The 12,760-nt window shown below is 43.2% G+C and carries 6 protein-coding genes; all 6 read left to right on the top strand.

Annotation, left to right across the window (positions count from 1 at the left end):
- Positions 1-20: 20 nt before the first annotated feature.
- The 6 genes from N5O98_RS19790 to N5O98_RS19815 all read left to right on the top strand — a co-directional run bounded on the left by N5O98_RS19790 (position 21) and on the right by N5O98_RS19815 (position 12,527).
- Positions 21-1,865, top strand: coding sequence for a DUF5006 domain-containing protein (locus N5O98_RS19790; RefSeq protein WP_118161348.1), 1,845 nt, complete (start codon positions 21-23; stop codon positions 1,863-1,865).
- 202 nt (positions 1,866-2,067) lie between these two features.
- Positions 2,068-3,651: a sulfatase family protein gene (locus tag N5O98_RS19795; RefSeq protein WP_004311433.1), complete on the top strand. Its 1,584-nt coding sequence runs from the start codon at positions 2,068-2,070 to the stop codon at positions 3,649-3,651.
- Positions 3,652-3,669: 18 nt separating this feature from the next.
- Positions 3,670-5,994 carry a glycoside hydrolase family 20 protein gene (locus N5O98_RS19800; protein ID WP_004304360.1) on the top strand — a complete coding sequence of 775 codons (2,325 nt, stop codon included), beginning with the start codon at positions 3,670-3,672 and terminating at the stop codon, positions 5,992-5,994.
- A 167-nt stretch (positions 5,995-6,161) separates the two neighbouring features.
- On the top strand, positions 6,162-9,248 hold the full coding sequence (locus N5O98_RS19805) for a glycoside hydrolase family 2 TIM barrel-domain containing protein (RefSeq protein WP_182423466.1): 3,087 nt from the start codon (positions 6,162-6,164) through the stop codon (positions 9,246-9,248).
- A 144-nt stretch (positions 9,249-9,392) separates the two neighbouring features.
- Positions 9,393-11,210, top strand: a complete 1,818-nt coding sequence (locus N5O98_RS19810; RefSeq protein WP_004304358.1) for an alpha-L-fucosidase — start codon at positions 9,393-9,395, stop codon at positions 11,208-11,210.
- Between the two features lie 141 nt (positions 11,211-11,351).
- Complete coding sequence (locus N5O98_RS19815) at positions 11,352-12,527, top strand: mechanosensitive ion channel family protein (protein WP_004311434.1); 1,176 nt, start codon at positions 11,352-11,354, stop codon at positions 12,525-12,527.
- Positions 12,528-12,760 lie beyond the last annotated feature (233 nt).

Below are 12,760 nucleotides of genomic sequence, written 5' to 3' on the forward strand. Positions count from 1 at the left end.
ATAATTAGATAGATAAAGATATGAAGAACATATTATATAAAATATTTCCGATATGCTTGTTGACCATGGGGTTGACTGGGTGTGAGGAAGAAACGAAATACCGCCCTCTGCCGGAAATCGTGCCATTAACGATGAGCATCAATGACAACGCATTTGCGATGGGAGAACACTTGAAAGTGAATATTAATGTGGAACCGGATGCTGATGGCAAGGAGGTTGTAGCAAATGAAGATTTTGATATTTACTTTACGGCGAAAGCCGGAACGGAGGATGCTTCGAATGTATTCGAACAGTTCAATGGAATCGTTACTTTTCCGAAGGGGGAGAAACAGATTCAGGTGGATTTTCCGATAAAGGCATCCGGACTGACGGGTAGTACTGCTATAAACTTTACGGCTTTTGCCCGTGGTTATAAGATGGAAGGCTCCAGTCAGGTAATTAAGGTTTCCGATTATTATCGGATAATGGCATCATTGGAGAACAATGCGGAGAATGTAGTAATGGAAGGTGGTAAGTTTGTATTAGTTGCAAAGATTGAAAAACCAAGTTCCGTACCTCTTAATATGAAAATTACTCCGAAAGAAGGGGAAGGAGATAGGTATGAAAATTTACCTTCTACATTAACAATTCCTGCAGGAAGAACTTCGGCAAAAAGTGATGCTGTAACTATTAAACAGGATTTTGAAATGACAGGGGATTTGCAACTGGTATTGAATCTGGAGAGTGATTCTCCAGCGAATCCGATGATAAATTCTACTCTGGCTATAACTATGACTGATTTGGAATCTATGGGAGATCCTAATCTGTTTGATATAACGAAGGTGTATGAATTCCCGGATAGGCCGTTTATGTCTGATAAAAATAAAACTGCAATTGAAAGTTGGTTTACGGGAGATAAAATAGCTATGAATAAGAATAGCGCTCATCCCACTTCAGCTTTGAAAGATAAAGATTGGGTATTATGCAATGCGATAGAGTTCCATTATATTAATAATAGTTTTAGTGGCGGAAATAATACCCCTAATGCTTTCGGACATCGTATTTCTTGGGCCTTTTCTGATATTAATGATGCACCGTCACAGAAAATACAAGCTGTGAATAATGCAAAATGTACAAATATAACCAATGAAGGTATTTTAAATATGTGGGTGGATAAAAATGTTCAGGGGACTGGTGCCATGACTGCTACCAAGGATTACGGTGTCGCCGCATTGCAATGTTCTAAATTTGGTGGTATTTTTGCCCCACAACATACTCGGTTCTTTCCTGGTATGAGAATTGAAGTGAAGGCGCGTTTGAGAGGAATACGGACTGGTTTTGTTCCGACAATCGGACTTAAAAATCAGAAAAATTCCCTTCCGAACACGAAAGATGAGATCGATATTCTCAAGAACACTCAAGGTTCTGTAATTACTCAGGCTGTAACTGTTGATAATGAGATAGGTTCAAAGAGTGTAGCAATACCTCAAGCGAATGAATGGAATGTATATTGGGTGGAACTTGTGGATGAAAATATAATCAATTTAGGAATTAATGGAGCAACCAATCTGACTGTGAATCGTACACAATCTCCTGACAGGTGGCCATTCGACAAGGCTGGAACTCCTGCTACTGCTAATCCTGATCCTGCTACTGCTGCTGGTGGCAGTGCCGGTCTCTACTTCTTTATGAGATTGGCTGAAAGCTCGGAACGGGCTGCTGGTAAAGCGCCTGAAGGTTGGGATAATGTACTGAAAAGTATTGCCAATTGTGAAACGGATGATAATACGCCTCGAATGGAAATTGATTGGATTCGTATCTATACAAATAAGAATTATGTACAGACTGATGCTGAAAAAGTCTGGGCTAATCAGTTATTTTATTAATGCTATCTCTTTCAATTAGCTTTCAATAGTGTGAAATGAATTTTATGCCGGAAGCTATCGTTAGAAGGCGATATGCTTCCGGCTATTTATTAGTCAATTATGCAGAAATGGAGATTATTGGAAATTAAATGGTAATTTGTGGAAGTTAAATAGATGGCTGTCCTCTATCTTTGCTGACACAATCTTATACAAATTAGTATTTATGGAAAAACTGCAACCAAACTTATTCTTTCCTTTAGCAGGAGTAGCAGCTGTAGCTTCCCTTGCTTCCTGTTCAAACAAGCAAAAGCCTGTGGAGCAGAAACCTTTGAATATCGTCTACATTATGACAGACGACCACACAGCTCAAATGATGAGCTGTTACGACACACGCTACATGGAAACACCCAATCTCGACCGCATTGCTGCCGATGGTGTACGCTTCACTCAAAGTTTTGTAGCCAATTCATTAAGCGGTCCCAGTCGTGCCTGCATGATAACAGGTAAACATAGTTGTGCTAATAAATTCTATGATAATACCACTTGCGTATTCGACAGTTCGCAACAAACTTTTCCGAAGCTGTTGCAGAAAATCGGTTATCAGACAGCACTGGTAGGTAAATGGCATCTTGAAAGTTTGCCTTCCGGTTTTGATTACTGGCAGATTGTCCCCGGACAAGGCGACTACTACAATCCGGATTTCATCACACAGAACAATGACACTATCCAAAAACATGGATATATCACGAACCTTATCACTGACGACGCCATTGACTGGATAGAAAACAAACGCAATCCGGAGAAACCTTTCTGTCTTTTGATTCACCACAAGGCTATTCACCGTAACTGGTTGGCAGATACTTGCAATTTGGCTTTGTATGAGGATAAAACTTTCCCATTGCCGGATAATTTCTTTGACGATTACGAAGGACGCCCTGCCGCTGCCGCACAAGAGATGAGCATTATGAAAGACATGGACATGATTTATGACCTCAAAATGCTTCGTTCTGACAAAAAGACCCGTCTGAAATCCTTATATGAGAAATATATCGGTCGTATGGATGAAGCACAACGTGCTGCATGGGACAAATTCTACACCCCAATAATAGACGACTTCTATAAACAGAACCTGCAAGGCAAGGAACTAGCCAACTGGAAATTCCAGCGTTATATGCGCGATTATATGAAGACGGTGAAGTCGCTGGACGACAATGTAGGTCGTGTACTCGACTACTTGAAAGAGAAAGGATTACTGGATAACACACTTGTTGTCTATACTTCCGACCAAGGATTCTACATGGGCGAACACGGTTGGTTCGACAAACGTTTCATGTATGAAGAATCCATGCGTACACCGCTTATCATGCGTCTGCCGAAAGGATTCGACCGCAGGGGAGACATCACTGAAATGGTGCAGAACATCGACTATGCACCTACCTTCCTCGAATTGGCAGGAGCAGAGATTCCTTCAGACATACAAGGTGTATCTCTCGTCCCCTTGCTGAAAGGCGAACATCCGAAAGATTGGCGGAAGGCTCTCTACTATCATTTCTACGAATATCCCGCTGAACACATGGTGAAACGTCATTACGGTGTACGTACAGACCGCTATAAACTGATTCATTTCTATAATGATATCAACTGGTGGGAACTCTATGACTTGCAGGCAGACCCGTCGGAAATGCACAATCTCTACGGACAACCTGAATATGAACCGGTAGTGAAAGAACTAAAAGAAGAAATGCTGAAACTTCAGGAGCAATACAATGATCCTGTCCGCTTCTCACCGGAGAGAGACAAGGAATAATACCAATGTACATACGCCATGAAAAAATACATCTTAATCATTCTCATACTGCTTTCGCCACTGACAGCGTTTTTGCAGGCTGATAACTTAACATCCCCTTTAATTTCAATAGTACCACGCCCGACACAGATTGTGCCGGGCCGTGGTAACTTCACCTTTTCAGCCCAAACGGTGTTTGCGGTAGAAAGTCAGGAACAAGCCGTGATTGCTCGCAATTTTATTGACTTGTTTACTCGTGCTGCCGGAATAACTCCTGCTTTGAATGTCGGGCGTGAAAAGGGACAAGTCCGTTTTGTGACGGATTCTTCTTTAAAAAGTGAAGCCTACTTACTGGAGATTACGCCGGAACAGATACTCATTAAAGCTTCGGATACAAAAGGCTTTTTCTATGCCCTGCAATCTATCCGCCAACTTCTGCCGGCTGCCATAGAATCGGAACAACCGGTCCGGAATGTCGATTGGAGAGTTCCGGCAATGACGGTTCAGGATGAACCCCGTTTCGGTTTCCGCGGATTACTGTTGGATCCGGTACGTTGTTTTATCCCTAAAAAGAATGTACTGCGAATCATTGACTGTATGGCGATGCTGAAAATAAACAAACTTCATTTTCATCTGACAGACGATAACGGCTGGCGGATTGAAATAAAGAAATACCCCCGTTTGACGGAAATAGGAGCGTGGAGAGTAGACCGTACAGATGTGCCTTTCCACTCACGTCGCAACCCGGAACGGGGAGAACCTACTCCGATAGGCGGTTTCTACACGCAGGAGGACATCCGGGAAATTGTAGCTTATGCAGCCGACAGACAGATAGAAGTCATTCCCGAAATAGATGTACCGGCACACAGTAACTCTGCTCTGGCTGCTTATCCCCAGCTTGCCTGTCCGGTTGTGAAAGACTTTGTCGGTGTACTTCCCGGACTGGGAGGACGAAATTCCGAGATTATCTACTGTGCGGGAAATGATAGCGTATTTACATTCTTGCAAGATGTTTTTGACGAAATTCTAGAGCTTTTCCCTTCTCGCTATATTCATGTTGGTGGAGATGAGGCGCGAAAGACAAACTGGGAGAAATGCCCGCTTTGCCAAAAACGGATGAAAAAACAGCGTTTGGCCAATGAAGAAGATTTGCAGGGTTACTTCATGAAACGTATCAGTGATTATCTGCGTAAGAAAGGTCGTGAAGTGATTGGCTGGGATGAGTTGACAAACAGCTCTTTTCTTCCTGAAGAATCTATTATCCTCGGTTGGCAGGGAATGGGAACGGCTGCCCTGAAAGCTGCCGAAAAGGGACATCGTTTTATCATGACTCCGGCGCGTGTCTTATACTTGATTCGTTATCAGGGACCGCAATGGTTTGAACCGGTAACCTATTTTGGCAACAATACCCTGAAAGATGTTTTCGATTACGAACCTGTACAGAAGGATTGGAAACCGGAATATGAGTCTTTGTTAATGGGAGTACAGGCTTGTATGTGGACAGAGTTCTGTAATAAACCCGAAGATGTGGATTATCTTTTGTTTCCCCGCCTGGCCGCTTTAGCAGAAGTGGCATGGACGCCCGCAGGAACGAAGGACTGGTCTGGATTCTTGAAGCGGATGGACGCATACAACGCGCATATTGCGGAAAAAGGAATTGTCTATGCCCGTTCAATGTATAACATACAACAGACGGTGACATCAGTGGACGGACATTTGGAAGTGAATTTGGAATGTATCCGCCCGGATGTAGAGATTCATTATACACTGAACGGAAGTAATCCGGCAATGTCTTCTCATCGTTACGACGGACCTATCCGTGTGACGAAGACACAAATGGTGAAAGCCGCTACCTTTATGAACGGCAAGCAAATGGGAGAAACTTTAGACTTGCAACTCACATGGAACAAAGCTACGGCAAAACCTTTGCTTGGCAATAAGAAGAACGAAATGTTGTTAGTCAACGGATTGCGGGGAAGCCTGAAATATACTGATTTTGAATGGTGTAACTGGAATCAAAATGATTCTATATCTTTCACGATAGATTTGCAGGGGCGGGAGATTTTGAATAAATTTGCCATCGGTTGCATTACGAATTATGGAATGGGAGCACATAAACCGAAGATGATTCGCGTAGAAGTTTCCGATGACAATCGAACCTACCATACTATGGGAGAATTGAACTTCTCTCCGGAAGATATCTATCTGGAAGGAACTTTTAGAAATGACTATTCGATAGATATGGGCGGAGTATCTGCCCGTTATGTCCGAGTGACGGCGGAAGGTGCGGGGATATGTCCCGACGAGCATGTCCGTCCCGGTCAGGAAGCGAGAGTCTATTTTGATGAAGTGATTATAGAATAGTAATCAAATAGTTAAAAACAGCAATTAAGTGTTCTTGCAGAATAATCTTATATTATTAGAGACGGATTACACGAATTTCACGGTTTTTAGAATGATGAGTATATAAAATAATAGCGTCAATCAGCTTAATCTGTGCCTAATTTATTATATAAACCAATTATGATGACATGCTTATGAATATTAGCTTAAAGAAACGAACTCTTTTAGTTCTATTGTCAGGACTGACTGCTACTTTCACTTTAGCGCAACAACAACCGTTGCCCGAATGGCAAAGCCAGTATGCGGTGGGACTGAACAAACTCGCTCCTCACACATACGTATGGCCTTACGTCAACGCTTCCGACATTGAAAAGCCGGGAGGGTATGAACAGTCTCCTTTTTATATGAGTCTCAATGGAAAGTGGAAATTCCATTGGGTGAAGAATCCCGATAATCGTCCGAAGGACTTTTACCAACCTTCTTATTATACAGGAGGATGGGCGGATATCAATGTGCCCGGTAACTGGGAACGCCAGGGGTATGGCACGGCTATCTATGTCAACGAAACGTATGAGTTTGATGATAAAATGTTCAACTTCAAGAAGAATCCGCCGCTGGTGCCTTATGCGGAGAATGAAGTCGGCTCCTACCGACGTACCTTCAAAGTGCCTGCCGACTGGAAAGGACGCAGGGTAGTACTGTGTTGTGAAGGAGTCATTTCTTTCTATTATGTATGGGTGAATGGAAAATTACTTGGCTATAATCAGGGATCAAAGACGGCTGCCGAATGGGATATTACAGATGTCCTCAATGAAGGCGAAAATGTGGTTGCTTTGGAAGTGTATCGCTGGAGTTCGGGTGCTTATCTGGAATGTCAGGATATGTGGCGTTTGAGTGGTATCGAACGTGACGTGTATCTTTACAGTACTCCCAAACAGTACATTGCGGATTATAAACTGAATGCTTCTTTAGAAAAAGAGAAATACAAAGATGGTATTTTCGGACTTGAAGTGACCGTAGAGGGACATTCTGCTATATCTGGAGCTACTTCTATTGCTTATACCCTGAAAGACGCCGATGGCAAAGCTGTCCTGCAGGATGCTATCCGGATAAAATCCCGCGGATTGAGCAATTTTATCACGTTTGATGAAAAGAATATTCCCGATGTAAAGGCTTGGAGTGCAGAGCATCCTCATCTTTACACATTAATACTCGAACTGAAGGATGAACAAGGCAAGGTAACCGAACTGACTGGTTGTGAAGTCGGCTTCCGTACCTCGGAAATCAAAGACGGACGTTTCTGCATCAACGGCGTTCCGGTATTGGTGAAGGGAACCAACCGACACGAGCATTCTCAACTGGGACGTACCGTGAGCAAGGAGCTGATGGAACTGGACATCAAACTGATGAAGCAGCACAATATCAACATGGTGCGTAACTCGCATTATCCTACACATCCTTACTGGTATCAACTTTGCGACCGTTACGGTTTGTACATGATTGATGAGGCAAACATCGAATCTCACGGAATGGGATATGGTCCTGCTTCCCTAGCCAAGGATAGTACCTGGCTGACTGCACACATGGATCGCACTCACCGGATGTATGAACGTTCTAAGAATCACCCGGCTATCGTTATCTGGTCATTGGGAAATGAAGCAGGAAACGGAATTAACTTCGAACGTACTTATGACTGGCTGAAATCGGTAGAGAAAACTCGCCCTGTACAGTATGAACGTGCCGAATTGAACTATAATACGGATATTTACTGTCGTATGTACCGCAGTGTAGACGATATCAAAGCATACGTAAAAGAGAAAGACATCTACCGCCCTTTCATTCTTTGTGAATATCTTCATGCGATGGGCAACAGTTGCGGCGGACTGAAAGAATACTGGGACGTATTTGAAAACAATCCGATGGCACAAGGTGGCTGCGTTTGGGACTGGGTGGATCAGTCATTCCGCGAAATAGACAAGAATGGTAAATGGTACTGGACGTATGGCGGTGATTACGGACCGGAAGGAATTCCAAGTTTCGGAAACTTCTGCTGTAACGGTTTGGTGGGCGCCAACCGTGAACCGCACCCGCATTTGCTCGAAGTAAAGAAAGTATATCAGAACATAAAAGTAACGCTGGCGAATCAGAAGAATCTGACTATCCGTGTCAAGAACTGGTATGATTTCTCTAACTTGAATGAGTATGTACTGAACTGGAATGTGACGGCAGATAATGGCAAGATTTTGGCGGAAGGTACAAAAACGGTTGATTGTGCACCACACGCTACTGTTGATGTTACTTTGGGTGCTGTAAAACTTCCGAATACAGTCCGTGAGGCTTATTTGAATATCAGCTGGACCCGTCGTGAAGCTTCTTCAATGATAGATAAGGATTGGGAGGTGGCATACGACCAGTTTGTATTTGCCGGTAATAAGAACTACACAGGCTACCGTCCGCAAAAAGCAGGTGAAACGACTTTCACCGTTGATAAGCAAACAGGCGCGCTGACTTCATTGAACTTGAACGGCAAAGAATTATTGGCTACTCCGCTGACATTGAGCCTTTACCGCCCGGCAACGGATAATGACAACCGGGATAAGAACGGCGCACGCTTGTGGCGTGATGCGGGATTGGATTGTCTGACCCAGAAAGTAGTGTCATTGAAGGAAAGTAAGACTTCGACCACTGCCCGTGTAGAAATTCTAAATGCAAAAACGCAAAGGGTAGGAATTGCTGACTTTGTTTATTCACTGGATAGAAACGGTGCACTGAAAGTACATACAACTTTCCAACCCGACACGACCATCGTGAAATCAATGGCACGCTTGGGATTGACGTTCCGTGTGTCGAACGCCTACGATCAGGTTTCTTACTTGGGACGTGGAGATAATGAAACCTATATTGACCGCAATCAGTCCGGTAAAATCGGTGTATATCAGACCACACCGGAACGGATGTTCCACTATTATGTTGCTCCGCAATCTACAAGCAACCGCACCGATGTACGTTGGGTGAAGTTGGCAGATACTTCCGGCGAAGGTATCTTTGTTGAGTCGGATCGTGCTTTCCAGTTTAGTATCATTCCTTTCTCGGATGTATTATTAGAGAAGGCCCGCCATATCAATGAACTGGAACGCGATGGATTGCTGACAGTGCATCTGGATGCTGAACAGGCAGGTGTGGGAACGGCTACTTGTGGTCCCGGAGTATTACCGCAATACTTGGTTCCATTAAAGAAACAGAGTTTTGAATTTACCCTTTATCCGGTGAAATAGATACTAAATCAATAGGTTATTTAGATTATATATAAAGGTGGGGGTTACACTGATTGGATGGAATGTCGTAAGAAAATATTCCATGAGAATCGTGAAATCTGCACCTTTATTTTATCTTTGTACGATTGCAATAATTAATAGACCATGAATAAACTACTAACCTCTCTTTTATTGTCTGTTACTCTCATGAGTGGAGCGCAGGCGCAGAAAAAAGAAAATTACTATGTGAAGCATGTTGAATTTCCTCAAAGTGCAACTATCGAACAGAAGGTTGATATGGCAGCGCGGCTGGTACCTACTCCACAGCAATACGCTTGGCAACAAATGGAATTAACAGCTTTCCTTCATTTTGGTATCAACACCTTTACAGGACGTGAATGGGGGGACGGGAAAGAAGATCCCGCGCTCTTTAATCCTTCGGAACTGGATGCTGAACAATGGGTACGTACCCTCAAGGAAGCCGGCTTTAAAATGGTGCTTCTGACTGCAAAACATCACGACGGTTTCTGCCTTTGGCCAACGGCTACTACCAAACATTCCGTGGCCTCTTCTCCCTGGAAAAACGGACAAGGCGATGTAGTGAAAGAACTTCGTGCTGCCTGTGACAAATATGATATGAAGTTTGGAGTATATCTTTCTCCCTGGGACCGGAATGCGGAATGTTATGGAGACTCTCCCCGTTACAATGATTTTTTTATTCGGCAATTGACGGAATTGCTCACCAATTATGGTGAAGTACATGAAGTCTGGTTCGACGGGGCGAATGGAGAAGGTCCGAACGGAAAGAAGCAAGTGTATGACTGGGACGCTTTTTACCAAACCATCCAACGCCTCCAACCCAAAGCTGTGATGGCAATTATGGGGGATGATGTCCGCTGGGTCGGAAACGAGAAAGGAGTAGGCCGTGAAACGGAATGGAACGCAACTGTGTTGACTCCCGGTATATATGCCCGTTCACAAGAGAACAACAAACGTTTGGGTGTTTTCAGTAAAGCAGAGGATTTGGGAAGTCGTAAGATATTGGAGAAAGCTACGGAATTATTCTGGTATCCTTCGGAAGTCGACGTATCTATCCGTCCGGGATGGTTCTATCATGCGGAGGAAGATGGTAAAGTGAAATCTTTGAAGCATTTATCAGATATTTATTTCCAGTCGGTAGGATATAATTCAGTGCTCCTGTTGAATATTCCACCTGACCGGAGGGGACTGATTCATGAAGCTGATATCAAGCGGTTGAAAGAGTTTGCTGATTATCGGCAACAAACGTTTGCTGACAACCGGGTGAAAAACGGAAGAAAATACTGGAGCACTACTTCGGGCGGTGAGGCTGTCTATGCCTTGAAGTCCAAATCGGAAATCAATCTGGTCATGTTGCAGGAAGATATAACGAAAGGGCAGAGGGTAGAGGCTTTTACTGTGGAAGCCTTGACGGATAATGGCTGGAAAGAAGTAGGAAAAGGTACGACGATAGGATATAAACGTATGTTGCGCTTTCCGGCAGTTAATGCCAATAAGCTCCGGGTGAGAATAGACGAGTGCCGGTTGACTGCTTACGTTAGTCAGGTTGCCGCTTATTATGCAGAACCTTTGCAGGAAGAAACAACGAAAGAAGACTGGAATAATTTGCCGCGTTCCGGATGGAAACAGGTTGCTGCTTCTCCATTAACGATTGATTTGGGGAAGACGGTAACATTGAGCAGTTTCACGTACGCGCCTTCAAAAGCGGAGGCAAAGCCGACGATGGCATTCCGTTATCAATTCTTTGTAAGCATGGATGGTAAGAGCTGGAAAGAAGTGCCTGCCAGTGGAGAGTTCAGCAATATTATGCATAATCCGTTGCCACAGACGGTTGCTTTCAGTCAGAAAGTACAGGCACGTTTCATTAAACTGGAGGCCACTACACCTGATGCTACCGTTGCTAAAGTAAATATGAATGAAATAGGGGTGATGGTGATTCCCTGATGGAGCCCTCATCGAAAAATGATATGCTTAGAGAGTAGCAGTGGAGACCGGTGTCTTGATTCTTGATAAATCGGATACTAGTCTCTTTTTTTCTAAACCAAATGAATATTTTACTGTTATTTATAAAAAAAGACAGAAGTTATGTTAGTAGTAGATTTAGGAAAATGGATGAATAAAACCCTCATTAATTGGGGAATAGATCCGGCAGTTGCCGATCGTTTTGATGAGACTATTATGGCTTTACTGATGATAGTGGTTGCTATCGTTTTGAATTATCTTTGCCAGGCAATTCTTATTGGAGGTATGAAACAGTATACGAGACGTAAACCTCATCAATGGAATACATTGTTGATGAAGCGTAGGGTATTTCATAATTTGATTCATACCATCCCGGCTTTTCTGGTTTATTCGTTGTTGCCGATGGCTTTTATCCGTGGAAAAGAGCTGTTGCTGATTTCCCAGAAGGCGTGCGTCATTTATATTATTTTCTCTTTACTATTGGCTATAAATGGGATTCTGTTGATGATAATGGATATCTATGACGGAAGAGAGTCGATGAAAGACCGCCCGATGAAAGGTTTTATCCAAGTGTTGCAGGTGCTTCTTTTCTTTGTTGGCGGGATTGTAATCATTGCTATTATCGTGAATAAGTCTCCGGCTACTTTGTTTGCGGGCTTGGGCGCTTCAGCGGCTATTTTAATGTTAGTATTCAAAGATTCCATATTAGGTTTTGTGGCGGGTATCCAGCTTTCTGCCAACGATATGGTTCGTCCGGGGGACTGGGTGACGCTTCCTTCCGGTGACGCAAATGGCATTGTACAGGAAATAACGCTGAATACAGTCAAGATCCAGAATTTTGATAATACCATTTCCACTATTCCTCCTTATACATTAGTGAGCAGTCCTTTTCAGAATTGGCGGGGAATGACACAGTCGGGAGGACGACGGGTGATGAAGAGTATAACTTTGGATTTGACTACACTTCAATTCTGTACTCCGGAAATGTTGGACCGTTACCGGAAAGAAATTCCATTAATGGCGGATTATCAGCCGGAAGAAGGAGTCGTTCCTACCAATTCTCAAGTGTACAGGGTATATATTGAACGCTATTTGTGTAGTCTGCCTGTGGTCAATCAGGAGTTGGATTTGATTATCAGTCAGAAAGAAGCTACGATGTACGGAGTACCTATTCAGGTTTATTTCTTCTCCCGCAATAAGGTCTGGAAAGAATACGAGCGTATTCAGTCGGATATCTTCGACCATTTGCTGGCAATGGTTCCGAAGTTCGATTTGAAGGTTTATCAGTATTCGGACTAATTCATCATTTGCATCATAGAGGACATGGAGAAATAGAAGTTCGGAACTCTTGTTTGATAATTTAATTTATGAAGCTATGATGAGGCGTTATATTTCTCAAGTATTCTCACTACGATGAGGTTGTGTCAAAACGTTGGCACAACCTCTTTTATATTTTACAGTTCTGCTATATTTTCTTTTGGCTATGCTGCTTTTTCCTCATGCATTTGGCAACAAGTTGCTATATTCCAATT

Source organism: Bacteroides sp. LFL-34 (assembly GCF_027257075.1).
Lineage (GTDB): Bacteria > Bacteroidota > Bacteroidia > Bacteroidales > Bacteroidaceae > Bacteroides > Bacteroides ovatus.

Excerpts from the sequence above, each read along its gene's own strand:
- N5O98_RS19815 (WP_004311434.1), top strand. The coding sequence starts at position 11,352 with ATGTTAGTAGTAGATTTAGGAAAATGGATGAATAAAACCCTCATTAAT.
- N5O98_RS19805 (WP_182423466.1), top strand. The coding sequence starts at position 6,162 with ATGCTTATGAATATTAGCTTAAAGAAACGAACTCTTTTAGTTCTATTG.
- N5O98_RS19795 (WP_004311433.1), top strand. The coding sequence starts at position 2,068 with ATGGAAAAACTGCAACCAAACTTATTCTTTCCTTTAGCAGGAGTAGCA.
- N5O98_RS19810 (WP_004304358.1), top strand. The coding sequence starts at position 9,393 with ATGAATAAACTACTAACCTCTCTTTTATTGTCTGTTACTCTCATGAGT.
- N5O98_RS19790 (WP_118161348.1), top strand. The coding sequence starts at position 21 with ATGAAGAACATATTATATAAAATATTTCCGATATGCTTGTTGACCATG.
- N5O98_RS19800 (WP_004304360.1), top strand. The coding sequence starts at position 3,670 with ATGAAAAAATACATCTTAATCATTCTCATACTGCTTTCGCCACTGACA.